Here is a 25742-nt window from a genome sequence, read left to right as displayed (position 1 = left end):
AGCACACTACTTAGGGTAGGTATATGAGACGCGCGAAAATTGTGGCAACGTTCGGCCCGGCTATTTCCAGCTTCGACAACACCCTCGCGGTGCTGGAAGCCGGCGTCGATGTTGCGCGCATGAACATGAGCCACGGTGACTACTCCGTGCATGACAACACCTACGAAAACGTCCGCAAGGCTTCCGCCCAGCTTCGCAAGCCCGTGGCCATCATGGCCGACCTCCAGGGACCCAAGATCCGCTTGGGCCGCTTTGTGGATGGTCCGCACGAGCTTGCCGTTGGTGACACGTTCACCATCACCACCGAGGACGTTCCCGGTACCAAAGACATCTGCTCCACCACACTGAAGAGCCTCACCGAGGACGTCCGTGTTGGCGACACACTGCTGATCGACGACGGCAAGGTGGCCATGCGTGCCACTGAGGTTGACGACGTCAAGGTTGTCGCAACGGTTACCGTTGGCGGCAAGGTGTCCAACAACAAGGGCATCAACCTGCCCGGTGTTGCCGTCAACGTCCCCGCCTTGAGCGAAAAGGATGAAGACGACCTCCGTTGGGCCCTCAAGCGCGGTGTTGACCTGGTTGCGCTGTCGTTCGTACGTGACGCCTCCGACATCAAGCGCGTCCACGAAATCATGGACGAAGAAGGCCGCCGGGTTCCGGTGATCGCCAAGATCGAAAAGCCCCAGGCCGTGGACCAGCTCCACGAGATCATTGACGCGTTCGACGCGATCATGGTTGCCCGTGGCGACCTCGGTGTTGAACTGCCGCTCGAAGAGGTGCCGATCGTCCAGAAGCGTGCCATCGAACTGGCCCGCCGTTGGGCCAAGCCGGTCATCGTGGCCACGCAGGTCCTGGAATCCATGATCGACAACCCGCGCCCGACGCGTGCCGAGGCTTCCGACTGCGCCAACGCAGTCCTGGACGGTGCCGACGCGGTCATGCTTTCCGGTGAAACGTCGGTGGGTCAGTACCCGATCGAGACGGTCAAGACCATGGCACGGATCATCGAATCCACCGAGGAACACGGCCTGGAGCGCGTCCCCCCGCTGGGGACCAAGCCCAAGACCCGCGGTGGCGCCATCACGCGTGCCGCCGTCGAGATCGCCGACCAGCTGGACGCCAAGTACATCTGTACGTTCACGCAGTCCGGTGACTCTGCCCGACGCCTGTCCCGCCTCCGTCCGGTGAAGCCCGTCTTCGCTTTCACGCCGGTGGAACACGTCTGGAACCAGCTCGCCCTCACCTGGGGCATCCGTCCCGTGCTGGTCTCCATGGTGGGCCACACCGACGAGATGACCGCACAGGTTGACCGCAGCCTGCTGGACATGAAGCTCGTGGATGAAGGCGACCTCGTGGTCATCGCTGCCGGTTCCCCTCCAGGACAGGCGGGTTCGACGAACTCGCTCAAGGTCCACAAGGTGGGCGACCTCGCCGACACCTCCAAGGTCAGCAGCACCCGCAAGGAAAAGGTTGGCCCCTGGCCCGAGAAGAAGAAGTCCAAGAACAAGAACTGATTCCTGTTCACTGAAGCGGGCCCTGCCGGTTGGCGGGGCCCGCTTTGGCTTTAAAGCACGACGGCGGATGGTGCCGGGGAGCTGAAGGCGAGGACCGGCGTCGTGGTTGTTGTGGGGACGCTAAAGGGCGGCAGTTCTCCTGGTGGAGGACTGCCGCCCTTTGGCTGCTGCTAGTTGACCTGGTTGATGATGGTCTCTGCGACCTCGCGCATGCTGAGGCGGCGGTCCATGGAGGTCTTCTGGATCCAGCGGAAAGCCTCGGGTTCGGTGAGGCCCATCTTGGTGGTCAGGAGGCTCTTGGCGCGCTCCACCAGCTTGCGGGTGGCGAACTGCTCCTGGAGGTCCGAGACCTCGTTCTCGAGGGCCTTGATCTCCTCGTGGCGGGACAGTGCGATCTCGATGGCCGGCACGAGGTCGGCCGGGGTGAAGGGCTTGACGACGTACGCCATGGCGCCGGCGTCGCGGGCACGCTCCACGAGTTCCTTCTGGCTGAAGGCCGTCAGCAGGACAACAGGGGCGATGCGGGCCTTGACGATCTTCTCAGCTGCCGAGATGCCATCCATGACGGGCATCTTCACGTCCATGAGCACGAGGTCCGGCTTGAGCTCCTCAGCCAGTTCCACTGCCTTCTCGCCGTTGTCGGCCTCGCCGACGACGTCATACCCTTCGCCCTTCAGGATCTCGATAATGTCCAGGCGGATGAGGGTTTCATCCTCGGCAACGACGACGCGTCGGGCCGGCTGGGCTGCGGGGGTGGACTCCGTCTGTTCGGTCACGGGATCTCCTTGAAAAGGTTCGGCGGGTTCATGTCCATCTTAGTGCGGACGCCTCCTGCGCAGGTTTTGTTGCACCCGGCGCGCCCGGTTCTTCGAATCAGCCTATCTGCATGTAGAGTAGTTTCGCGTGCTGGGAACGATCGCGTTGGTCACAGAAATGTAGCCCCTGATCTCCCGGTAATCCGCGCCCGAGTGGCGGAATTGGCAGACGCGCCGCACTCAAAATGCGGTATCGAAAGGTGTGTGGGTTCGAGTCCCACCTCGGGCACAGCAAACCCCCTCTACGGAGGGGGTTTTTGCTTTAACGTGTGTACATTCTGGTTGGTTAGGTCCCTCTGATACTGGCCGCGGGGTGTGCCTGGCGCCGCGGGTCGCCTGTTTGGTAGTGGGGGAGCGGTTTCAGGGTCGTGGCTGGTGGGCCCTCCGCTTGCTCTGAACTTGGGTTATGCGGTCCTCTCCTGGTTCGTCCGGTAGGTCCTGGTTGTCCTACACCTCTTCATGCGTAGGAGGACTGGGCACGACATGACGTCTGGATCCTTGGTCAACGAGCTTGACTTTGGGTTGTTCCTCGAGTGAGAAGACGTTGATGGTGGCTGCTTTGTCAGGCCAAAGGGGGTGTGGACATTGTCCACACTTAAATCTTCTTTATCGTGACTACTTGCGGCCATTGGCTCTTCCCTCCTTGGGCGGCCACGGTCGGCCGAGTGCCATCAAATGGGCATTGGCCGTGTCAACGCAGGCGCACGGCGAAATCAAGCCGGACGCGGGCCCGACTTAGATGACTGATCCCATTGGTGCCTCCGGAACATGGCGTGGGTCCGGTCAGAGCTCTTCTCGACGGGCTTCGAGCAGCTACTCCAGGCCGGTGATGGTGTGAAATCGGACGGGGCTCCGGGATGCGAAATGGACGGGTTGGTGAATCCCGCCCATCCGTAGTTGAAGGGGCGGATATTCTGCCGTTGGCGCGATAGTAGGCGTCCGACATGGCCGCGGTTGCGGCTTTGTGCCGGGCAGAGGTGAATGGCAACCCCCGGCCGGTCAGGTGGGCCTTGCCATTGCTCATCAGGCCGAAGAGTTGTCCTGCGCGTTCGACCAGAGCCTCGGCAACCGCGCTGGACACAGTCGGCAAAGTCTCCCCATTAGGCGGTGGAATCTGATGAGCGTGTGGCCCGTGCGTACTCATGATTGGCCGCAACACTCGGAAGATCCCCCTGGATCACACTGCTGCTGCGGTTTGTGCCGGGTGCTGGACCTGGACCTGGTCGCGTTCCGGCTTTGGAAGGCCGAGATGGTCGCGGAAGGTCGTACCGGTGTATTCAGAGCGAAACAGTCCTCGTTCCTGGAGGAGAGGCAGGACCCGGCTCTGGAACTCCTCGAATCCCTCCGGTAGGTACGCGGGCGAGAGGATGTAGCCGTCGACGGCGCCCGCTTCGAACCAGGCGGCAAGCTCTCCGGCGACGGAGTCGGGGGTGCCGATGACGACGCGGTGCCCGTAGGCGCCTACAACTCGGCGATAGAGCTCGCGCAATGTCAGGTTCTCCCTTTTGGCGGTGTCGATGATGAGTTGCTGGCGGCTCTTGTAGGCCTCGGTCTCGGGTATGTACTCAGGGAGTGGCTCATCCAGGGGGAGCGCGGTCACGTCGAAGCTGAGGAGTTGCGAGAGCCTGGCCAGGCCTACCTCGGGGTGGATGAGCTCCTGCATCTGACGGTACTTGGCTTGGGCGTCTTCGATGGTGTCACCGATGATGGTCTGCACTCCGGCGATGACTCGTATGCTGTCCCGTGGTCGGCCGGCCTTTTCGGTGCGGTCCTTGAGGTCGAGGGTAAAGGCCAAGGCCGATTCGAGGCTGTTCTGGGCGGTGAACACCACCTCGGCATAGTGTGCGGCGAGCTCCTTTCCGGCCTCGGAGGAGCCGGCTTGGACTTGGACGGGGCGGCCCTGTGGAGGACGGAGTACGTTCAGCGGTCCCCGGACCGAGAAGTGCTTGCCGTGATGGTTTAGTACGTGCATCTTCTCCGGGTCGAAATAACGGCCGGAGCTCTTGTCCAGGACAAAGGCGTCGTCGTCCCAGCTGTCCCACAATCCAGCGGCCACGCGGAAGAACTCTTCCGCGCGCTCGTAGCGGTCGGCGTTCTTCAGATGTTCGGAGCTACTGAAATTCCGGGCTTCGGCCTCAACATATGAGGTGACGAGGTTCCATCCGGTCCGGCCGTGGCTGAGGTGGTCCAGCGAGGCAAACTTTCGGGCGATGTGATATGGCTCGTTATACGTTGTGGTCTGGGTGGCGACGAGCCCGATCCTGTCTGTGCTGACGGACAGGGCTGCCAAGAGGGTGAGGGGTTCGAAGCGGTAGACCACGGGATCTCGGCTCAGCGTTTGCGCGTTGCCCTCGGGGGCGCATAGTTCGTCTGCGAGGAAGACAAAGTCGAGCTTGGCATTTTCGGCAGAGCGGGCGACGCCAAGCACGTCGGAGAAGTCCCAGCCTGCGTTGGAGATCGCGTCGGGGTGGCGCCATCCGGCGATGTGTGAGCTGGCTGGCGAGAGCAGAAGTCCAAGGACCATCTGGCGGCCGGCAGTGCTGTTGGTGTCCATGATGTTTCCGTTCTGGAGTCGGTGCAGTGAATGTTTCGGCGTGTGGTTCAGAGCGTCTGGTAAGCGGCGGCGTCGGAGATCTGTCGGGTGGCCGCCAGTAACTCGGCGGCGCACCGCTCTACCCCGCCGGCGTCGAGCTCCGGCGGGAGTCCGTAGAGCGAGAGGACGAGGGCTGCGGTCCCGTCGGGGCCGAATACGGGGGCCGAGATGGAATGGACCTTCTCCTCGGCGCGCTCGCCGAGGGCCTCAGACCCTGGATCCATGGCGTCGCGTACGGCGCTTGAAGGAGCTGCTGTGCCGAACTCGCTCGTGCCGACGCTGACGGAGTAGCCTCTGGCCCGGATCCGGTCGAGCATGGCGTAGGCCTCCGTTCGGGTGAGCGTATCGGAGGTGGCGATCCAGCGTTCGATGTCCGCGTCGTGGGCCCAGGCCATGGCAGTGCGGCCGAATGGTGCAGCGGCCGGGACGCGCTGGCCGACGGCCGAGGAGATCCATTGGGTCTTTCCGGGGCCGGCGCTGGCCAGTATGACGAATTCCTCCCCAGACCGGGCTCCGGCGAGACAATCGCATCCGAGCCTTCCCGCGAGGGTTTCCATGTCTGGGCGGGCGCTGTCAACGAGGGCGAGTTCGCGGCCAAGGTTTGGACCCGCTACCGCCATCGAGTGCGGTGTAAATCGTCCGTAGCCGCCTTGGAAGAACAGCAGAGGCAGGTCGAGGGAGGCGATATCCATGGCCTCGACACGGCCCAGGACGATCTCATGGTCGCCGGCGTCCATGACGGACTCTATGGTGCAGTCGAGCCAGGCCACGGCCTGTTCGAGGAAGGGCGCGCCTGAAGCGGACGGGTGCCACGGGATGTTTTCGTACTTGCTGCCCGTCTTGCTGCTGAACGCCCGGCACACGTCTTCCTGTCCAGCGCCCAGGATGTTGACGGCGAATCGACCCGTTGCGCGGATTCGGGGCCACGACGTGGAGGTGCGGGCAGGGAGGAACGCGACCAGTGGTGGGTCGAGTGAGACAGAGGTGAAGGTGCCCACGACCATCCCAATCGGCGTGCCGTCGTTTTCCGTGGAAGAGATCAGGGCGACTCCGGTCGGGTACCGGCCCATGACTTGGCGGAACCACTGGGGGTTGGCGGGGCTCGTGCCTTGGACGGCTTGGTTCTGATTCATTTTCAGGTTCTGCTTTCCGACCCATTCGGGTACATCGGAGTCGTCGCGGTCAAGGGACTAGTGGCGTATGAGGTGACCAGCCAAGGATCTGTCGTGGCGGGTCACCGCGTCCTGCCAGGATGCAGCTCATCCTAATTGTGACCGTATATCGGTTTAAGTTCAACCATATTGTGGTCGATTTGGAGTTGGTAACAGCCGCTAAAGACGGTATGCGGGCGCACGTTGAAGGGCCGGAGTCTCGTGAATGCATCTCGATGGGTCCCTGCCGCCGTGGACGCAGGGGACCGTTGCACGATGAAGCTGGACACTACAAGGACGTGATGCTTGGAACCCGGGCACAACGTCCTCGGCTAAGGAATTGGCTCGCAAGGGCGCCGCCCGCCTGCGAGCAAGGTTAGAAAGCGAGCCGGGAGGAAGACTGCTTATCTACAGAGGGCTGATGGTGCGTGCCGGCAAAGTGCTCGTCGATGAGGGTTCGGATGAACGCGGCGACCTCGTCCGGGCGGTGGCCGAACAGCGATCCATGCCCCATTCCCTCCAGTTCGTGGAGTCTGGCGTTCGGGGCGAGTACGGCAATCTGGGCGCTGTACGCCGGAGGTGAGCACACATCCTCAGAGAAGCACACGACCTCCAGTGGCACTGTCACCGATGGCAGCTTGGCGGCCAGGTTGAATTCCACGCACGGCTGCCATTGCGCGATGACTGTGTCCTCGGTGTTTTGGGCGACCGCTTCGGACCCCAGGCTCTGGCGAATAGCATTCCACATCTGCTGGTCCTGCAGCACTTTCGCCGGATACATCATGGCGGCGTAGTGCACCGCCGAGAACGCGGGGTCGAGGTGCTGGCCCCGTTGGCGTAGTTCGATCTCCGCCCTCATGTAGTCCCCGACCCATCCCTGATCGCCCCGAGCGGCGCCCGCGAGCGAGATGCCGAGCCGGACCAGATCGGGCCGGTCGGTCGCGAGTTGGAGCATGATCATCGCTCCCATGGAGTGGCCGACCACGACCACGGGCTCGTCTGAGAGCTCCTCGATAAGCTCGGCCGTGTCGCAGGCCATGTCCGCGATTGTCCACGGGAGCGGCTGCGTGCAGGATGTGCCGGACGTTCCCCGGTTGTCGAAGGCGATTGATCGGTAACAGTCGGAGAAGGCAGTGAGGTAGTCGGCCCAGTCCGCAGCTGCTCCGCCCCCGCCGGAGACCCAGATGATCGTAGGTCCGCTGCCAGCGACGTCATAGCCGGTTTGAAGGGAGCGTAGCTTGATGGATTCCACGGTCAGATGCCTTCCTTCTTGATGACCAAAGCCAGACCTGTATTTTCCGCCGTGTTGTGCGTTCTCGTCTCGGCCCAGTCCTCGAGGCCGGTGTCTGCCTGGATAATCTTCCGGCGCTCTCCCTCGAGGTCGAGGCTGCGCGCGAGGCCGAGGTAGACGAGGCCCGACACGGCCATACCTACGAACGGAGCGATGTCGAATCCGAGCATGCTGCCGATAGGTCCCGACCACCAGGCAGTAAGGGCGAACGGAGCCATGGCCAGCAAGGACACGCCGTACGCGGTGTAGCCTCGCCAGTTCCAACGCCCGTACATCCCTCGCGGATTGAAGATTTCGCGGATGGAGTAGTGTCCGCGCCGGACAAAGAAATAATCGACGAGGTTGGTCGCCGTCCAAGGGGCGAGGGCGTAGAACAGGATCGTCAGGAAGTTGTAGAAGTTTGCCGCGAACGCTCCCGTGGCTTGGAGCGCCAGGATCAGTGAAGTAGCGCCGAAGGCGGTGGCAACAATTGGGCGCACGATCGGACGGGGCTTGCTGGGCCTGACGGAGTCGGCGATGCTCATCACGGTCAGCGCGCCGCCGTAAGTGTTCATGCAGACAAGGACAGCGGTGCCGACGAGGGTGATGATCAGCAGGATGCTGCCGAGGCCATTGAAGACCCCATTGCCGACCGTGACCAGTGCCTGCCCGAGATCAACCCCGGGCAGACCTGCGGCCAGAAGGGCCCCGACGCTCGCGACAACGATTCCTGTGATGGACATACCTAGGTACGTGCCGAAGAAAGCGGCCTTCGTACTCATGCGGGGAAGGTAACGGGTGTAGTCCGAGACGTACGGAGCCCAAGAGAGGGTGCCCACCGCCATCGCGCTGGCTTCCATCATGAAGGCGGTCCCATTGAATCCGTCCGAGCTCAACGCCGCGCTTCCGGTGGAGAGGTTGGTGACAAACGGCGTGGCGATTGCGAGCAACGGGAGCGCCACGACAAAGGCGATGGTCGACCAGCGGGAAAACTTGTGAACTAGGTCGTAGCCGGCGATCGCCAGCCCGGTGGCCAATGCCGTCATCACCACCATGCCGACCTCCGGACTGATTCCCAGGAGTGTTCCCAGTGCCTGACCCATGAGTAGGATCGCGAACATGCTGATGCCCAGGTATGCCAGCACCGCGACGATGTAGATAAGCACAGCGCCCACGTAGCCGTACTGGGGTCGGGACTGGATCATCTGGGGAATACCAAGCTGGGGACCCTGGGTGCCGTGGAATGCGGCGAAGAAGGTTCCGACGAAGCCGCCGACGATGATCGCGAGCAGCGACCAGCCGAGATTGAGTCCGCTGGCGATGCCGATCCCGCCGATGGCCAGGCCTGTCAGGTTTGCTGAGCAGGCTATCCACACGGGCGTGACGTGCCACGCCTTGCCGTGGCGCTCCCGGAGCGGGATGTATTCGATGGCGCGTTTCTCGACGAGCCTGGAAGTGGGCTCGGCGGAAGACGAAGGGCCGGTTTCCTGTTGCATTGAGTTTGCTCCTCGATCTAATGATCCCCAGCTTCGCTGCGAGGGGATAGGGGACGAACTGCGGTCGGCCCCGTCGGGTGTCGTATGGGGAGGCTGGCCACTTTGGTGGCGGACCTGCTGAAAGCTTGGAATGTGATTCAACTCATAATCATAATGACCGCTTAGCGGTTGTAAAGCAACCACTATTAGGTCGAATATGGATCGACTATGCTCGGAACAGTGCAAATTCTTTACGAGGGGTCGAACTGATGACGGGTGCGAACGGCAGTACGACGGTGGCAAATCCCCTGCTGCCAGGGACCGGCCGCAATGAGTCCCTGCGGCGTGCCTTTGACTTGCTCGAGCTGCTCGCGCGGCACCCCCAAGGTGCCTCTATAGCGGAACTTTGCGGCGCTTCGGATCTCCCGCGCTCTACCGTGTCCCGGCTGCTTGCCTCGCTCTTTGACGCAGGCGCTGTCTCCCGGCCTGGCAATCACCGCAAATGGGTGCTTGGACCTACGATCATGCGGCTCACCAACGCCGTCGCGCCTCTTGCAGGCCTGCAGGAACGCAGCCGTGACGTACTCGAGAGGATCACCGCCGAGATCGGCGAGACCTCGATGCTGGCCGTACCCACCGGCCCGGCAACTGCACGGGTCATCGACGAAGTCCGAGGGCGAAAACTTGTCGGCGTCTTCGATCCGTGGGCCGGTGAAACGATCAGCTCTTCAGCCTCTGGCTTCGTCCGGCTTCTACTAGCCGAGCTACCCGAGGCGGAATCCGACAAGATCATTAGCCGGATGGACCTTGTCCATCACACCTCAGGAACCACAGCGGACCGGGCGCTGCTCAGCCAAGTCATCGCAGACATCCGCAAGCGCGGGTACGTGGTGGTGGTGGACGAGCTCGAAGAAGGACTTGCTGGCCTCGGTTATCCTGTCCGGAACGAGGGACAGCTTGTTGCCATGCTGGCCATATATCTACCCACAGCCCGCTTCACGCCTGAACTACAGGCCAAGTCCTTAGCCGTACTCGAACGCGGCGCCCGAGAACTGACCGACTGAGCCCAGCGGGGCGGTGCGGTGGAACGACTTGGGTACGGGCCGGATGATGCCCTGGCCTGAATCCGAAGCTCAGCCACGTCTCCATTTCCGTCTATGGGCGCGGGGCATTACACGAACAAGAGAAGGCTTACGACCTCCGCACCAGTGTGAGTACAGTCTGCTGAGCGTCACCGGATCACGTTACAGGCCAGAAAAGGTGGGTGGGGAAGGCCCCGTTTTCTGGTGATTCAGATCGAGCGGGAATGGGCAACCTTTTGCGATTAGGTGCTGTGTAGTTCCGAACTCGCAAAGATCCCCGTTTCTTGAGCAACAGTCTTCGAGTCACCTATGGCGATGAGCTGCTTGCGGTCATCGACGCTGTGCTCTGCGGTATGACCACTGATGCCGTTACGGTGGCGCTGGACACTGCCGTTACAGCCGACGCCGAGCAGAGGGACATGCAGGGTTGTCGCAACACCCGCAGTTGGCCGCTGGAAGTCGATGGCGCCGCGGAGATTGGCGGTGGTCGATGATTGCGTGGAGGCACCCGTTGAGCTAGGTGGATACGGCACCAGTATCCCGGCACGCGAGGCATTACGAACCTCCCGGCCGTGTGCTTTCGGATTCTCCCGGTTGCAAAGGGGATGCTAACGAATCGACATCGCTACCAAAAGCGGGCCCAGAAGCGGGCCCAGGCGCGGGCGCTGGACAACCGACCAGCGCCCGCGGCTGCTAAACAAGAAACGGGTGGTCACCCTTTCCTTGTGTCGCAGGGGCGCGCACCATCTAGAGGACGGAGTTGATGAACGACTTGGTGCGTTCATTCTGCGGGTTGCCGATGATTTGCTGTGCTGGTCCTTGTTCGATGATGGTGCCGTCTGCCATGAAGACGACGCGGTCGGCGACGTCGCGGGCGAAGTTCATTTCGTGGGTGACTACCACCATGGTCATGCCGGATTGTGCGAGGTCTTTCATGACTTTAAGGACTTCGCCCACTAGTTCGGGGTCCAGTGCGGAGGTGGGCTCGTCGAAGAGCATGAGTTTGGGTTCCATGCACAGGGCCCTGGCGATGGCCACGCGTTGTTGCTGGCCTCCGGAGAGTTGGCGTGGGTAGGCGCCGGCTTTGCTCGCGAGGCCTACCCGTTCGAGTAACTCCAGTGCCCGTGGTGTGACGTCGGCTTTTTTCTGTTTGAGAACCTGCAGGGGAGCTTCTGTGAGGTTCTCCAGCACGGTCATGTGCGGGAAAAGGTTGAAGTGCTGGAAGACCATGCCGATGTCCGCGCGGCTGCGCCGGATTTCTGCGTCCTTTTGCTCATGAAGCTTTGAGCCCTTGATGTTGTACCCAACAACTTTCCCGTCCACCCACATGCGGCCGCCATCGATTCGTTCCAGGTGGTTGATGCAGCGAAGCAGAGTGCTTTTGCCTGAGCCGGAGGGGCCGATCAGGCAGACGACTTCGCCCGCGTTGATCTCGAGGTCGATTCCTTTCAGGACGTGGAGCGGCCCATAATGTTTGTCGACCTGCTCGGCTTTGACCATGGTGCCGGTGTGGGTGCTTGTTACGTCTGGAGCTGCGGTGATGGTCATTGTGTAGCGCCTTTTCGCGTCAGCCGGTGGTGGGTGCTGAAGAACCGGGCAATGGTTTGCCACGGTGTCGGGGGGAGGTTACGGTGATTGCCCTTGGAATAGCGCCGTTCGAGGTAATACTGGCCGACGCTCAGGATGGAGGTGATGATGATGTACCAGATGCTGGCCACCATCAGCAGCGGGATGGTCTCGAAGGTCCTGGCATAGATGATTTGCGAGGAGTACAGGAGCTCGGGCACCGAGATCACGGACACCAGCGACGTGGTCTTGAGCATCCCGATCGTTTCATTGCCTGTCGGTGGAATGATGACCTTCATGGCTTGCGGCAGGATGATGCGTTGCATGGTGCGGAATCGGCTGATTCCCAGGGCGCCGGCGGCTTCAGCCTGGCCGGTGTCTACGGAAAGAATTCCTGCGCGGACAATTTCGGACATGTACGCTCCCTGGTTCAGTCCAAGTCCGAGTATTGCTGCCGTGATCGGGGTGATGAACTGGTTGGCATCAAGTGCCACCCCGGGGATGCCCAGGCTGATGACTGGATAGAGCGCCGCGAGGTTGTACCAGAACAGCAATTGAACCAACACCGGAGTACCGCGGAAAAAGTTTACGTAGGCCGAGGCCGCGGCCCGGACAACCGGGTTGCCGGAGAGCCTCATCACGGCCATCAGGACACCCAGGGCGATACCTATCACCATGGAAACTGCCGTGAGCATAAGAGTGACGGCAATGCCATTGACGATCGAGACATCACGGATGTACTTCCCGACCGTTTCCCACCCGAACCGGGGATTGGTCACTACTGACTGCAGCGCCAAGGCCGCGAGAACCAGGATAATAGCTCCCGAGATCCAGCGCCCGAGGTACTTTGCCTTGACTGTGGTGTACTCATCAGGAGCCTTACGAGGCTTTTCCACCATAGTTGTTGTAGCCATTGATTTTCCCTTTTGTCTGCCAGACTTTTAGTCGGAGATCTGATCAGCGGTGATGCTGGACGCGGAGGGAATTCCCCAGCGCTTGTTGATATCGGAGTAAACACTGCTCTGGAGGATCGCCTTCATCGCGGCCGTGATGGCCGGTCGTAGACCCGATTCCTTGTTCAGGGCTATTCCGGAAAGGCGGGGCTCGAAGTCTCCGCCTGCGGCCAATTCGAACTTGTTCCCAGCCAGGGTTCCCTGGTAGGCCAAGGGAATGCTATCCGCCATTACGCCGTCAACACGGCCCGAGATCAGCGCCAGATTTGCGTCTGTTTGGGTGGGAAACACGGCTTGGTCGATGGCCGGCGAACCACTGCTCGTACATTCCTGCGACATAGTAGGCAGGATGTCCTGGGACTCGTGGGTGCCCTTTTGGGCAGCTATCTTTTTTCCACACAGTGAGGCCGCTGTCATCGACAGCTTCGCGGGGTTGCCGGGCAGAACGGCCATACCGGATCCCCCGGAGATATAGGGGACAAAATCCACCACCTTTTGACGCTCCTCGGTGACGTTGAAAGCTGACATGCCCGCGTCGTACTTGTTCGACGCCAGACCTGGCAGGATCGTCTCGAATGTTGTGGGCACGTATTCCGCCTTCAGCCCGAGGGCTGACGCCAGCGCGTTGCCCATATCCACATCCCAACCGATGACCGTCTTGTTGTCGGTGTCGAAGTACTCAAACGGGGGGTAGGTGGGGTCTGTGGCCAGCACCAAGGTGCCTTTGTCGCGCACGGATTGGGGGAGAAGGGCACGGGCTTCCTCATTGACGCCACCGGATGCGGGGGCTGGAGAGGCAGGGCCTGCTGCCGCGCTCTGCGTCGTACCTTCGCCCTGGGAAACTGTCGTGCACCCGCTGATCGTCGTGACAACCAGGGCAGCTGTGAGCAGCGCCATTGGTGTTTTGCTAAGTCGCATCGAATAAACCTTTCGTGATGTGGACCCGCGAGAATTCGTTGAAAAGGTGGTCCTCTTCACTCCCATGCGTTGGGGTGACTTGGGCCACTAATGGTGCGGTTGCAACTGAGCTTGACACCGGAGGAACTCGGTTTTGTGGTTCTGCGGAACAAATATCGACGAGAAATTAGTCGTGGACGACAAAGGAACATCTGGTGCCACGCTGGAGCATTGGGTCCATGACAACTGTTTTGGAACCTCTGGCATCTGCTCGTGCCTTTGCGGCGAAATCGGCCGACAGGGCAGCGACGACCTTGCGTACGCTCTCCTCCAAAGATGAATTCGCGGCCGCCTCTGACCTTTTGGCTGGCATCTGGGGCACCCGCCGTGACGCTTCTCCGCTCACTTCTGATCTCCTCCGTAGCCTGAGCCACGCTGACGCCTGTGTAACCGGAGCGATCGCCGGTAACGAAGTGGTAGGCGTGGCCGTCGCGATCTCTGGCCCTCCTATGTCTGAAGTGATGTATTCACTCATTGCAGGAGTAAAGCCAAGCTTTGCGGGCAGGGGGGTGGGCATCGCCCTCAAATACGCCCAGCGTGTTTGGTCGCTCGAAAGGGGTGCGCAACGGATGTTGTGGACCTACGACCCACTCATCCGAAGGAATGCCCACTTCAATTTGGTTCGCTTGGGAGCGCAGGTCCAGGACTACGTTCCGGACTTCTACCCACCCATGCACGATTCCCTTAACAGGGCGGACCGCACGGACCGCATTTGCGTGAGCTGGAATCTTGCCACGGCGGCCCAGCAGTCGCCGGCAATCGACGATGGGCCGGTCGCTCTTGGCGTTGGGGAGAACGGCAACCCTCAGCTGACCGGTATCGACCCGCAGCCCGGCATGCGGGTTTGGATTCCCAGTGACATCGAGGCGATGCGCGTTCAGGACATCGAATTGGCAATGCGTTGGCGTGTGTCAATGGCGGAGGTGCTTCAGGAGGCCGAGTCCCACAAGCTGGTACCAGTTTCGGTATCCGCTTCCGGGTTCTACGTGCTGGATAAGGTGAGCGCCGCGTGAGCGCTCCATTCAAGGTGGAACTGCGAAGGGTACGCATGCCGTTGGCCGGGGAGTTCAGGACTTCCCGGGGACGTGAATCGGTGCGGGAGATGCTTCTGGTCCGGTGGATCACCGAAGACTCAGAAGGTTGGGCCGAATGCGCAGCAGATGCCGATCCCGTCTATTTCCCGGAACGGCTTGAGTCAGCACGGCTGCTCATTGCAGAGGTCTTGATTCCGCTGATCTCGAAGATGCCCAAGATTGACGCGGCTACTGCCCATACTGAGATGAAAAAGGTCCCAGGGAACCCGTTGGCCAAGGCGGCGCTTGAGAGCGCCATCCTTGACGCTGAGTTGCGTGCACACGGCATGTCCATGAAGTCCTATCTTGGTGGCTCCCGTCAGAAGGTCAGGGTGGGTGTTTCGGTGGGCATTTTCGAGTCTGTGAGTGCGCTGATGAGTGAAGTTGAAGGGTATCTGCAGGAAGGATATTCACGGGTAAAGCTGAAAATAGCGCCGGGGTGGGATCTGGAACCTGTCCGTGCCGTCAGACGCGAGTTCGGAGACGACCTGCTGCTTCAGGTCGACGCTAATCAGGCCTATACGAGCGCCGATATGAACACACTTCGGCGATTGGACGCCTACGACCTGCTGTTGTTGGAGCAGCCGCTTGCCGCTGAAGACCTGTCAGGCCACGCCAAGCTCGCATCGAACGTGAAAACACCCCTTTGCCTCGATGAGTCTGTGACTTCCGTTGCGTCGGCGGCTACAGCACTGCAGATGGGCGCCGCGCAAGTCATTAATATCAAACCGGCCCGGGTCGGTGGATACCTCGAAGCGCGGGCAATCCATGATCTCTGCCTGGCTCAGGGTATTCCCGTTTGGTGTGGTGGAGTGCTGGAGACCGCGATTGGCCGGGCGGCGAATCTGCAGTTGGCATCATTGCCAGGGTTTACTCTTCCGTCGGATATTTCAGCGACTAAGCGTTACTACCACAAGGACATTGGCAAGGAGTTTCACTTGGAGTCTGGAACCATCAAGGTTCCAGAAGGCCCGGGTACGGGTGTGGTTCTGGATATTGACTACCTGGAGTCGGTCACTGTCGACCATGAATATGTCCGAGTAGGACATTGAAGGGATTTGCGAAAGGCGGGGAGGGCGCCTAGCGCTCTTTCCGCCCTTGCAGGTGCAGTTGCAGCCAGATGATGAGACGTTGCTCAGGGTTGTCCATTTCGATTCTGAACTTTTTGCTCAATTGCCGCATGCGATAGCGTTGCGAATTTTCGTGAACCATCATTTCCTCTGCCGCCCTGCGGTTATCACCAAAGGCGTTCAGGTACGCCAGCAAAGTCCCGGCATATTCGGTGCCGTTGTCAGCATCGTAATCAAGCATCATTTGCACAGACTCCAGCAACCGTCCAGGGGCGGCAACTGTGCCCTCGGAGAGCTCTTGCAGAAGAACCCTATGGCGGTCTTTTGCCACAGAGAGAGAACCGTCGGAAGCTTTGCCGTTCTGAAAGCGGAACGCTGTCTCGATGTCAGTTTGGGCCCCCTTCAGGTCGGACACAGCGTTTAGTAGACCTGAGTATGCGCCTCGGAGATGAATTCCCGCAGCGCCCGCAACTGCACGCTGACAGGAATTCAGGAAGCTTAGGATTCGCTCATCCGTCAACTGTTCCGCGTCAGGTATAAGCACAAAGACCCGGTTCCCCATGACCGTGCAGGACGCTGTCCTTCGGATAGCTTCAGCGTTCAACGCCACAATGTCGGCAGCCCTGCCCAAGTCAATATCTGTCCCGGCTTCGCCGGAGTGTGCCAGCCCGATGAGCACCATCGGCATATGTTTGGCCAGTGTCTGGGCGACGCCGGGGTCCAGCGGCCCGCCACCGAGTGCGGCCGTCAGCAACTCACCACGCCGGTGGCGTTGCAAGTTGTACGCACCGTCGGCATGGAGGAGATGAAGAGAAGTGACGGGAGCAGCATCGGCGAGAACTCTCGCGATGTCATCGCTCCTAGTGCCGCCTTCGTCAAAAGCCCACAGAGAGCCCACCAGTCGGGATCCGACTCTTACCGGCATTGCGACCCGGTCCAGGGCGCCGTTTTCCTGCCCAAAGAAAATTGGTTGGGTCGCCATGGCCACAGCCCTGTAACGCGCCAGATACCAAGGTAGATCCGGCACCGCACGGCCTAAGATTGCATCCCGTCGGCTATCGTCCGTCCCTTGATCGGCGATGTTCGAATACGCCACCACCTCACGGTTGACGTTCTCAATGGTGATGGCCGTCCCCGCCACGGCTGCTATTGCATTTGCCAGGCTGAACAGGTCGCCCGGTGCGATGCCTGTCAAAGCCGCAGGTGCTGTTTCCGGTGTCGTGGAAACGGCGTCGTTGATCAGCTCATGCAACGAGTTCCAAGAGACGTCATTCGGGGCAACGAGTATCTGCACCTCTTCCGCGCTTGAAACGTCGATTGCGTCCTCGGCCAGGTCGCGGGATTTCATGACGACGGCGGCGTACCCACTCGCCGCCGCTTGGCGGATAGCTGACGATGCCGATCCTGGCATGAGGGATGCCCCCGTCAGGAGGAGAACACCGCCCTTAGTAGGCGGGACCGTTTCCGAAGGATCCCATACAACAGCGGCCCGTACCCTGGGATCTACTGATGGCAGGTCACCGCCGACGCGATGAGCCCTCATCAGCAGCGGACCGAGTCTTTCCAGCAGCTCGCTCAGCGACACGAATGAGGGTGATGAAGCAGGTCCGTTCATAGCAAGGACTCCTACAGGGTTCCAGCGCTGTCGATGGGGCTTACCAATAGCGAGCCAACGAGCCCCGCCAGCAATGCAGCCCGCTGGGGCATGGCGCTGACTTGGACCCATTCTCCCTCGCTATGTGCGCCGGCTCCAACTGCACCCAACCCATCCAGAGTGGGAATCCCCAGGGCAGCGGTGAGATTTCCATCGGAAGTTCCACCTGCCATCGCTTCGAGAAGGGGAGGCAACCCCAAATTGCCGGCCACTTCCCGTGCGCGCATATAGAGAGCCGAGGCCATGGTTTGCTCAAGTGGACCCCTGTCGATCCCGCCCTGAAGTTTGAGGGTGGCGCCCTCAATCATCGGCTGCAAGCGCCTGAGGGCGGCGTCGACCCGTTCAAGTTCAGCTATTGAGGCAGCTCGGACGTCAATGTCCAACGTGGCCGACGCCGGGACCTGATTGGACGCTTCACCGGAGCGCAGCGTGGTGGATGTCACCGACGTACCCATCGAAGTGTCCTTAAGGGCATCGACAACAAGGATTTGATGCGCTGCCTCCAAGGTTGCGTTTATTCCGGCCTCCGGATCGAGGCCCGCATGCGACGCGCGCCCCTGGATGTGAAGTTGATACATGCCGCACCCTTTGCGGCTCGTCTTAAGGGCGCCGTCCAGGCTTGCTTCAAGGACTAGTACCGCTTCCACCCCGGACGCTACTTCTTCAATCAAAACGCGGGAGGACGGAGAACCGATCTCTTCATCTCCAGTCACAAGAATCTGTACTCCATCCGGGCAGCCCAAAGCGTGAATAGCGTAGAAGGCCTGAACCAGCCCGGCCTTCATGTCGAAGGAACCAGGCCCTGTGGCTTTATCGCCATCCACAGAGAAAGGCCACCGCTGGATAGTGCCCAGCGGCCAAACGGTGTCGTAGTGTCCGAGGATGAGTACTCGGGGATTTTTGCCCAAGCGCCACAGCAGGTGATCACATCCCTCGCCGGAAATAAAAACTGGCTCACTGCCCAGAAGGCTCTTCCCCACAGCAGAAACAGCGTCCGCGGCCATACCGAGGTGTGTGCGCTGCTCGGAGGGCGATTCCGAGGATACAAGCAGTTCCAAGTCCCGCAGCATTCGGGGCTGAAGAGGGGACAAAACATCAGTAAGTCGAGCAGGCAAGAGGACCTCCAGTCAGGGATTTGCCCTCATCATCCAATGGTTCGCCACCGCGCCGGATGTTGTCAGCAACAATTGTCGCGTTCATTTTTGTCCGATCAGACAAACTTCGGCGAAGTCCGAACGTTCCATCCGGTGCCGGAGGCCGACCTTGCAGTACACGCCTAGCCCCCGTGCCGAATTCAGTTATGAAGCGTCGTAGATCTCGAAGAGGTGCTGCTCGGATCGGTCGAGGTAGTCAGCCAGGAGGGAAGCAGCCTCGTCGAAGCGCGCTTCGGCAAGTGCCTTGGCGATCTCTGCGTTCTCTTCCACATACCTTGAGTAGAACTCGACGTTTACCGGCTCCTTGAAGAAGAACAGCCGCATCTCTGCGAGGACTTGGTTCATGAGGGTGTTGAGTCGCTGGCTTTCGGCCATCTCCACGATGGCGCGGTGGAACCCGAGATTGGCATCGGCCAGGCGCTCCTTGTCCTTGGCTTTCGCGGCCTTTCTGCCTTCCGCTACGGCTTCCTGGATGGCCGCGATGCGTTCTGCGGAGCCGCCGTTCCGGACTGCGCTGACTTCGATCGCGCGGCGGACGGTGTAGAAATCGCGGAGGTCGTCGGCGCCCGGCGCGGCCACAAAAACGCCCCGGTTGGGGAGGCGGACCACCAATCGTTCGGCGCCCAGTTCAGCAAATGCTTCTCGGAGCGTGTTGCGGGAGACTCCGAGTTCTTCTGCGATCGTGGGCTCGTTGAGGCGCATGCCGGGAACCCACTTGCCTGTGATGAGTTGGCGGCGAAGTTCGGCCGCGACGCGGAATGCGACGGCTGGAACTGCAACCCGGAGCCTTGCGGCGGGGCCGAGCTCGTAGTGCGCGTCGTCCAAGAGTTCCCCAGCTGCTTCCATAAGAAGAAATCTACACTCTCTCAACATCTTTCATTCTGAGAATCGTTGAACGATTCCCGAAGTTAAGCAATGATGGGTGCATCACCTTTCCCTGAGATGAGGATCACAATGCATCAGATCGACTTGAACAGCGACGTCGGAGAGTCCTTTGGGCGATGGAGCCTGGGCGACGATGACGCCGTCTTCCGGTCCGTGTCCAGCGCCAACGTTGCATGCGGCTTCCACGCCGGAGACCCAACCGTCATGCGGGCAACTTGCGAACTCGCTGCGCGGCGCGGCGTCACCGTGGGCGCCCATCCCGGATACCGGGATCTGGCCGGCTTCGGCCGCAGGTTCATGGACATTGCCCCCAACGAACTCGCCGACGATGTTGCCTACCAAATCGGAGCCCTGCAGGCAATGGCGGCGATCGCCGGCACGACAGTGAAGTATGTGAAACCCCACGGCGCCCTGGGTAACGCAATCGTCCACCATCCCGCCCAAGCGCAGGCCGTCGTCGACGCCGTCCGCTCGGTGGACTCCTCGCTGCCGATTCTGGCCCTTGCAGGGTCGGAAGTCCTGCTCCGGGCGGAGAAAGCAGGGCTGCGTGGAGTACCTGAAGCCTTCGCTGACCGCGCTTACACCCGCGACGGCGCCCTTGCCCCAAGAAGCCTCGAAGGTGCGGTTCTTCACGACCCCCAGGCCATCACCGAGCGCACTGTCCGTTTGGTGAGCGAGGGCAAAATCGAGACCATAGACGGCTCACATATCACCGTTCATGCTGAAAGTATCTGCGTCCACGGAGACACTGCCGGTGCCGTCCAGATCGCTTCCGCAGTCCGGGAATCCCTCGAATCAGCCGGCATCGCCGTAAGGAGTTTTGTCCAGTGACGCACCAAGAGAACGCCCTGGCCCACCATTCCGAACCGGAGAAGCCAATGTCCGCTTCCGCCAGCGAAAACCGCCTCCGCAGGCGAAGCGCCATCAAAGCCTATGTCGCCAGCCTGAGCGGGACATCGCTTGAGTACTACGACTTCGCCATCTACTCCGTGGCGTCCGCCCTGGTCTTTCCCAAGATCTTCTTCCCCGGAAACGACGAGTTCGTCGGCCTGCTGCTCTCCTTCTCCACATTCGCTGTCGGATACCTGGCACGCCCCCTGGGCGGCGTGATCTTCGGCCGGTTGGGTGACCGGCTGGGTCGCAAACACGTCCTCGTTGTTACGCTCCTGCTGATCGGTGCGGCCACCATCCTCATCGGCGTCCTACCCGATTACAACGCGATCGGCCCGGCCGCCCCGGCGATCCTCGTCCTTTTGCGACTGGCGCAGGGAATCGGCGTCGGCGGTGAATGGGGAGGGGCCGTGTTGCTGTCCAGCGAATTCGGTGACCCGAACAAGCGCGGCTTCTGGTCCTCAGCGGCACAGATCGGCCCGCCCGCTGGCAACCTCATGGCCAACGGCGTCCTGGCGATCCTTGCCGCGTCCCTCAGCACCGAGGCCTTCCTCTCCTGGGGCTGGCGCGTTGCTTTCCTCGCCTCGGCGCTGCTGGTGGTCTTCGGCCTGGTCATCCGTCTCAAGCTCGAAGAAACCCCGGTCTTCAAGGCCTTGGTGGAAAACAATGAACGCTCCGAAGCACCGCTGCGTGAAGTCTTCCGCACCGAACCCCGCGCCCTCATCGCAGCGGCCCTGTCCCGCATCAGCCCGGATGTCATCTACTCCATGTTCACCGTCTATGTGGCTGTGTACGCCACCAAAGAACTGGGCATGACCACGGGCAACGTTCTCACCGCCATCCTGGTCGGTTCAACGGTGCAGATCTTCATCATTCCAACGGCGGGCGCCCTCACCGACCGCTTCAACCGCCGCCTTCTGTACGGCATCGCGGCGGCCGGCAGCGCCATCTACATTCCACTGTTCTTCATCATGATCCAGGACCGTTCGGTGGTGACCTTGACCCTCGGCGTGGTGGGCGGGCTGATCTTCAATGGCCTCATGTACGGCCCGCAGGCTGCCTTCATCACCGAGCAGTTCCCGGCGCGCCTCCGCTACGCCGGCAGCTCTCTGGCCTACACGCTGGCCGGAGTCATCGGTGGCGCCATCGCACCGCTGATCTTCACGGGACTGTATGCAGCAACCGGCAACTGGTACCTGATCGCCGTCTACCTTGCCGTGTGTGCCGCGGTGACAATCGTCGGCGTCGCACTCGGCCGCGACCCCAAGCCCGAAGAAGACCTGAGGCTCATCCGTGAAGTCAATGCCTGAAACGCTGAGTAGCACGGCTTCGCGGGTGGTTGCGGTGCGTTCCGTGGGGGAGCGCGGCGTCCTTGCCGAACTCAGCGCCCCCGAGGATGTCCTCGCGCTGACGGAGATGCTCAAGCGCAACCCGTTCCCGGGTCAGCGGGAAGTGGTTCCGGCCGCCGAGACCGTGCTGATCACCGCTGAAAGCCCCACTGCGATGTTGCGGATCAAAGCCGAGGTGGAGAAGCTTGCCATTCCGCCGTATCACCAGAGCGGCCAGAAGCTTGTGGACATCGACACCGTGTACGACGGTCAGGACCTCCGGGACGTTGCCGATCTTGCCGGAATCAGTGTTGAAGCAGTTGTCGCCGCCCACACGGGACAACTGTGGACAGTGGCCTTTACGGGTTTCGTCCCCGGGTTTGGCTACATGCGGGGAGAAAATGACAGCCTCACTGTTCCGCGCAGGCCAAGCCCAAGAACCAGTGTTGATGCGGGGTCGGTGGCTCTCGGCGGGAGCTATACGGGTGTGTACCCTCGGCAATCGCCGGGCGGCTGGCAGATCATTGGCCACACCGGCTGCGCCATGTGGGACAGCGATCGCACCGAACCGGCGCTGGTCAGTCCCGGTACCAGCGTCCGCTACCGGGCAGTGCGGGACAAGGTTGTCGTCAATGAGCCGACGGCACGTGCAGATGACAACCGCGCTGGCGCCGGACTAAGAGTGCTCCGAAGCCTCCCGCTGACCCTGGTCCAGGACCTTGGCCGACCCGGTCACGCCGCCATTGGCGTCTCGCGTTCCGGGGCGCTCGATCAAGGCTCGCTTCGCCGTGCCAACCGCCTCGTTGGCAACGCCGAGGGCGCCGCTGCCTTGGAAATCGTCGACGGCGGCCTGACCGTTCAGGCTGTAGGCGACCAGCTGCTTGCCATCGCCGGAGCACCGGCGGGAAACCGAATCACGTCCGAGTCCGGCTCACGGTCAGCTAAGGTGGCCACGCCTTTTGCGCTGATGGATGGTGAGGTGCTGACGCTTTCGGCGCCCTCGGTTGGCGTACGCAGCTATTTAGCGGTTCGGGGCGCGATTGACGCGGAAGGAGTGCTGGGCAGTTGTTCTGCGGACACTCTCGCCGGGTTGGGCTCCAAACCGCTGGCAGCGGGGGACTTCCTGGTAGTCGGACCACCACCTGCACAGGCTGTCGGCCTCCCGGAAACGCAGCCTGTCTTTCCTGAGGACGAAACGGTGGAACTGGAGCTCGGACCTGGTCCGCGGATGGACTGGTTTTCGCCCGGCGCCTTGGAGTCGTTGGTGACGCAGGAGTGGACAGTTACGAACGACTCAAACCGGATCGGCATGCGGCTCTCCGGTGTACCGCTGGAGCGGATCAGGCATGACGAGCTGCCCAGCGAGGGCACCATCTGCGGAGTGATCCAGGTTCCGCCCACGGGGGAGCCGGTGGTCTTCCTGTCCGATCACCCCGTCACCGGCGGCTACCCGGTGATCGCCGTCGTAGCCCCAAAAGACCTGGACAAAGCAGCCCAAATCCCCGCCGGAGGCCGGGTCCGTTTCAAGTACGCACCACCCACCACAGAAAGTTCCTACCAATGCGCAAGATCCTGATTGCCAACCGCGGAGAAATCGCCGTGCGCGTCGCTTCGGCCTGCACCGACGCAGGATTCGCCTCTGTCGGCGTCTACTCGGACAGCGACACCGACGCGCTACATGTGTCCGCCGTCGACGAGGCTTACAGCCTGACGGGCCGGACACCGGCGGAGAGCTACCTGGACGTCGACAAGATTCTGCACATCGCCAAGCGCTCCGGGGCGGACGCGATCCATCCCGGTTATGGCTTCCTCTCCGAAAACGCCGACTTTGCCCAGTCCGTCATGGACGCCGGGCTGACGTGGATTGGACCCAGCCCCGACGCCATTCGGGCCTTGGGCAACAAGGTCACCGCCCGTCAGATAGCAGTCCGTGCGGGAGCGCCGCTCGTGGCCGGAAGCGAGGGACCCGTTGCCAACGCCGCAGAAGCGCGGAGGTTTGCCGAAGACGTGGGCTTGCCCATCGCTATCAAGGCTGCCTTCGGCGGCGGCGGGCGCGGGTTGAAAGTGGTGCGGGACCTGGACGGCGTGGAGGAAGCCTTTCACTCAGCAGTCCGCGAAGCTGTCACGGCTTTCGGCAGGGGAGAATGCTTCGTAGAGCAGTACCTTGACCGCCCCCGGCACGTCGAAGCTCAGATCCTTGCCGATACTTTCGGCAAGGTCATCGTGGTGGGGACCCGGGACTGCTCCCTGCAGCGCCGGCACCAGAAACTCGTGGAAGAGGCCCCGGCCCCATTCCTCAGCGACGAGCAACGACGCACCATCCATGAGGCCGCCCGGGCCATCTGTTCGGAGGCGGGGTACACCGGTGCAGGAACCGTGGAATTCCTCGTGTCCGAATCCGGCGCCATCGCCTTCCTGGAGGTCAACACCCGGCTTCAGGTGGAACATCCCATCACGGAAGAAACCTCCGGCGTGGATCTGGTGCAGGAACAGTTCCGGATTGCCCAAGGACTGCCGCTTTCCCTCGCGGAAGACCCAGTACCCCGCGGCCACTCCTTCGAATTCCGGATCAACGCCGAGGACGTGGGTCGCGGCTACCTGCCGACGCCCGGGACCGTGGAGGCCATTACCGTCCCCACCGGTCCCGGCATCCGGCTGGACTCCGGGATCGCTGCGGGCTCGGAGATTTCCGGATATTACGACTCACTCATGGCCAAGCTGATCGTCACCGGAGCGGACCGACAGCAGGCTATTCGGCGGGCCCGCCGGGCGTTGAAGACCTTCACCATCTCCGGCTTGCCCACCCTCGTGCCCTTCCACCGGGCAGTGCTGGAATCGCCCGACTTCACAGACTCGTTCGCCATCCACACCCGATGGATCGAGACAGAGTTTCGACACGGCATCACCCCGGACCCGGCCTATGATCCGAACCATCCCGGGCCTCCAGGGACCGTGTCCGTCCCCTTGGACATCGACGGCAAGCGCGTGATGGTCGGCTTCCCGGGAAACCTGGCACTCATGCTGGGCGCCGCTGGCCTGGAATCTGCGGGTGAGGGCGACTCAGCAAGCTATGAGGAAGTTGTGGATCCAGGGCTGGTCCAGTCGCCCATGTCCGGCAAAGTGGTCAAGTGGCTTGTCGACGCCGGCACGTCAGTCGAAGAAGGTGCGCCGCTGGTTGTCCTGGAGGCCATGAAGATGGAAAACGTTGTTCCAGCGCCGGAGTCTGGTGTTCTTACTGCGGTCCTGGCCCCGGCAGGAAGCACGGTCAAGACAGGGGAGGATATCGGCCGACTCACGGTCGAGTAACGTCAGCCGGGCACCAACACAAGGCGAGCGGACGACGGCGGTTACCTCCCGCCGTCGTCCGTTCGCCTTGGCGGCTTAATCGCTGTCAGCGGCCACCCTGGCACACTCGATGAAATGGTCCGCGATGGTCTCCGAGGTGCCGGCCCGGCTAACGAGTGATAGTTCCACGAGGTCCACGCGTTGCGACAACTCCAATGCCACCACGCCTCGTCGAGCGCCCAAGGATGACAGCGGCACCAGTGTGACCCCCAGGCCGCAGCCAACCATGGACAGCTGGGACTGGATGGAGTTCGCGAAGTGCTTGGCCTGCGGGCTGAATCCTGCCTGCCGGCAGGCTGCCACCATCTCGTCGTGATAGTCCGGCGAAATGGCGCGTGGAAGCCAGATCCAGCTGTCGTCCCTGAACTGTGCGAGATCCGCCGGTCTTTGGTCTGTGGCCGTGGCGTGCGTCCCCGGGAGTGCCAGGACGAAGCGGTCGCGACGCAGGGGAACTGATCGGAGCCCCTTGTCGAAACCGGGCTGGCGGATGATGGCGACGTCCAGTTCCCGCCGCAGCAACCGGTCGCGTCCGTGATGGGTGTCGATTTCCGAAACTTCCAACTCCACCGCCGGCCAGGCGCTCCGGAACCTGTCCAGGACGTGGGGGAGCAGACCATCGAAGGCAGAAGTGACGGACCCGAGGCGCAATGTCCCTGCCCTGCCCGACTTCGCCCGGGCGGCCACCTCCTCCGCCCTCTCGGACGCCTGGACCAACAGACGGCATTCGTCCAGAAAGAGTTTCCCCGCATCCGTGAGAAGAACCGAGCGGCTGGAACGGGTCAGCAGACTGGTCCCGAGCTGCCGTTCCAGTTGCAGGATGGCCTGGCTGAGGGGTGGCTGTGACATGGTGAGCCGCTCGGCGGCCCGGCCGAAATGCAGTTCCTCCGCCACAGCAACAAAGTACCGGGCTTGGCGTACCTCGATCATTGAGTCGCAAAACCTCTTCCACCTATAGCTAACCAG

The 25742-nt window shown here is 61.7% G+C and carries 21 protein-coding genes and 1 tRNA gene; 10 read left to right on the top strand and 12 right to left on the bottom strand.

From position 1 onward, the window contains the following. Window positions 1-23 precede the first annotated feature (23 nt). Window positions 24-1517 (top strand): pyruvate kinase, encoded by a 1494-nt coding sequence (pyk, locus tag ACSVIE_RS01520; RefSeq protein WP_426007186.1) that lies wholly within the window; start codon window positions 24-26, stop codon window positions 1515-1517. 170 nt (window positions 1518-1687) lie between these two features. On the opposite strand, the gene ACSVIE_RS01515 is transcribed toward pyk, so the two are convergent. Next, window positions 1688-2293, bottom strand: coding sequence for an ANTAR domain-containing response regulator (locus tag ACSVIE_RS01515; protein WP_426007187.1), 606 nt, complete (start codon window positions 2291-2293; stop codon window positions 1688-1690). Between the two features lie 186 nt (window positions 2294-2479). Here ACSVIE_RS01515 and ACSVIE_RS01510 point away from each other — a divergent pair. Then, window positions 2480-2561: transfer RNA gene (locus tag ACSVIE_RS01510), tRNA-Leu, on the top strand. A 948-nt stretch (window positions 2562-3509) separates the two neighbouring features. Here the strand turns inward: ACSVIE_RS01510 and ACSVIE_RS01505 are convergent. The 4 genes from ACSVIE_RS01505 to ACSVIE_RS01490 form a co-directional block, all read right to left on the bottom strand. Further along, window positions 3510-4886: an LLM class flavin-dependent oxidoreductase gene (locus tag ACSVIE_RS01505; protein ID WP_442422813.1), complete on the bottom strand. Its 1377-nt coding sequence runs from the start codon at window positions 4884-4886 to the stop codon at window positions 3510-3512. Between the two features lie 47 nt (window positions 4887-4933). Continuing rightward, window positions 4934-6058 (bottom strand): flavin reductase, encoded by a 1125-nt coding sequence (locus ACSVIE_RS01500; protein WP_442422812.1) that lies wholly within the window; start codon window positions 6056-6058, stop codon window positions 4934-4936. A gap of 394 nt (window positions 6059-6452) precedes the next feature. Next, window positions 6453-7328 carry an alpha/beta fold hydrolase gene (locus tag ACSVIE_RS01495; RefSeq protein WP_442422811.1) on the bottom strand — a complete coding sequence of 292 codons (876 nt, stop codon included), beginning with the start codon at window positions 7326-7328 and terminating at the stop codon, window positions 6453-6455. Between the two features lie 2 nt (window positions 7329-7330). Then, window positions 7331-8842, bottom strand: coding sequence for a purine-cytosine permease family protein (locus tag ACSVIE_RS01490; RefSeq protein WP_442422810.1), 1512 nt, complete (start codon window positions 8840-8842; stop codon window positions 7331-7333). 248 nt (window positions 8843-9090) lie between these two features. On the opposite strand from ACSVIE_RS01490, the gene ACSVIE_RS01485 reads away from it, so the two are divergent. Beyond that, window positions 9091-9885: an IclR family transcriptional regulator gene (locus tag ACSVIE_RS01485; RefSeq protein WP_442422809.1), complete on the top strand. Its 795-nt coding sequence runs from the start codon at window positions 9091-9093 to the stop codon at window positions 9883-9885. Between the two features lie 302 nt (window positions 9886-10187). Further along, complete coding sequence (locus ACSVIE_RS01480; RefSeq protein ID WP_442422808.1) at window positions 10188-10397, top strand: hypothetical protein; 210 nt, start codon at window positions 10188-10190, stop codon at window positions 10395-10397. 253 nt (window positions 10398-10650) lie between these two features. On the opposite strand, the gene ACSVIE_RS01475 is transcribed toward ACSVIE_RS01480, so the two are convergent. Genes ACSVIE_RS01475 through ACSVIE_RS01465 form a run of 3 tightly spaced genes read right to left on the bottom strand, consistent with a single transcriptional unit; the run spans window position 10651 to window position 13340 of the window. Then, window positions 10651-11451: an amino acid ABC transporter ATP-binding protein gene (locus ACSVIE_RS01475; RefSeq protein WP_442422807.1), complete on the bottom strand. Its 801-nt coding sequence runs from the start codon at window positions 11449-11451 to the stop codon at window positions 10651-10653. Next, window positions 11448-12383 carry an amino acid ABC transporter permease gene (locus ACSVIE_RS01470; protein WP_442422806.1) on the bottom strand — a complete coding sequence of 312 codons (936 nt, stop codon included), beginning with the start codon at window positions 12381-12383 and terminating at the stop codon, window positions 11448-11450. Before ACSVIE_RS01470 ends, ACSVIE_RS01475 begins: the two co-directional genes overlap by 4 nt. A 27-nt stretch (window positions 12384-12410) precedes the next feature. Then, complete coding sequence (locus ACSVIE_RS01465; RefSeq protein ID WP_179018255.1) at window positions 12411-13340, bottom strand: ABC transporter substrate-binding protein; 930 nt, start codon at window positions 13338-13340, stop codon at window positions 12411-12413. A 218-nt stretch (window positions 13341-13558) separates the two neighbouring features. On the opposite strand from ACSVIE_RS01465, the gene ACSVIE_RS01460 reads away from it, so the two are divergent. Both ACSVIE_RS01460 and menC read left to right on the top strand, forming a co-directional pair. Beyond that, window positions 13559-14392, top strand: coding sequence for a GNAT family N-acetyltransferase (locus ACSVIE_RS01460; RefSeq protein WP_179018254.1), 834 nt, complete (start codon window positions 13559-13561; stop codon window positions 14390-14392). Beyond that, the gene (menC, locus tag ACSVIE_RS01455) at window positions 14389-15504 is read left to right on the top strand and encodes an o-succinylbenzoate synthase (protein ID WP_442422805.1); all 1116 of its coding nucleotides are present in this window, start codon (window positions 14389-14391) and stop codon (window positions 15502-15504) included. The genes ACSVIE_RS01460 and menC overlap by 4 nt, the downstream gene beginning before the upstream one ends. Window positions 15505-15532: 28 nt before the next feature. Here menC and ACSVIE_RS01450 read toward each other — a convergent pair whose 3' ends face one another. The 3 genes from ACSVIE_RS01450 to ACSVIE_RS01440 form a co-directional block, all read right to left on the bottom strand. Next, window positions 15533-17137: a PucR family transcriptional regulator gene (locus ACSVIE_RS01450; protein ID WP_442422804.1), complete on the bottom strand. Its 1605-nt coding sequence runs from the start codon at window positions 17135-17137 to the stop codon at window positions 15533-15535. Window positions 17138-17148: 11 nt separating this feature from the next. Continuing rightward, a complete protein-coding gene (locus ACSVIE_RS01445; protein WP_442422803.1) occupies window positions 17149-18234 on the bottom strand; it encodes a M20 family metallopeptidase in 1086 nt (361 codons plus the stop codon). A gap of 240 nt (window positions 18235-18474) precedes the next feature. Beyond that, window positions 18475-19176 (bottom strand): GntR family transcriptional regulator, encoded by a 702-nt coding sequence (locus tag ACSVIE_RS01440; RefSeq protein WP_442422802.1) that lies wholly within the window; start codon window positions 19174-19176, stop codon window positions 18475-18477. A 108-nt stretch (window positions 19177-19284) separates the two neighbouring features. Between ACSVIE_RS01440 and ACSVIE_RS01435 the strand changes: the two genes are divergently transcribed. From ACSVIE_RS01435 to ACSVIE_RS01420, 4 genes are read left to right on the top strand one after another with little or no spacing between them, the layout of a single operon-like run. Further along, on the top strand, window positions 19285-20046 hold the full coding sequence (locus ACSVIE_RS01435) for a LamB/YcsF family protein (RefSeq protein WP_442422801.1): 762 nt from the start codon (window positions 19285-19287) through the stop codon (window positions 20044-20046). Window positions 20047-20093: 47 nt separating this feature from the next. After that, a complete protein-coding gene (locus ACSVIE_RS01430) occupies window positions 20094-21416 on the top strand; it encodes an MFS transporter (protein ID WP_442422901.1) in 1323 nt (440 codons plus the stop codon). Beyond that, entirely contained in the window at window positions 21409-23010 is a 1602-nt protein-coding gene (locus ACSVIE_RS01425; RefSeq protein ID WP_442422800.1) for a 5-oxoprolinase/urea amidolyase family protein, read from the top strand. Before ACSVIE_RS01430 ends, ACSVIE_RS01425 begins: the two co-directional genes overlap by 8 nt. Continuing rightward, entirely contained in the window at window positions 22995-24740 is a 1746-nt protein-coding gene (locus ACSVIE_RS01420; RefSeq protein ID WP_442422799.1) for an acetyl/propionyl/methylcrotonyl-CoA carboxylase subunit alpha, read from the top strand. Before ACSVIE_RS01425 ends, ACSVIE_RS01420 begins: the two co-directional genes overlap by 16 nt. 75 nt (window positions 24741-24815) lie before the next feature. Here ACSVIE_RS01420 and ACSVIE_RS01415 read toward each other — a convergent pair whose 3' ends face one another. Then, window positions 24816-25706, bottom strand: a complete 891-nt coding sequence (locus ACSVIE_RS01415) for a LysR family transcriptional regulator (RefSeq protein WP_442422798.1) — start codon at window positions 25704-25706, stop codon at window positions 24816-24818. Window positions 25707-25742: the final 36 nt, after the last annotated feature.

This window comes from Paenarthrobacter sp. NCHU4564, assembly GCF_052156435.1.
Taxonomy (GTDB): Bacteria; Actinomycetota; Actinomycetes; order Actinomycetales; family Micrococcaceae; genus Arthrobacter.
This window is presented reverse-complemented; position numbering and strand designations above follow the sequence as displayed.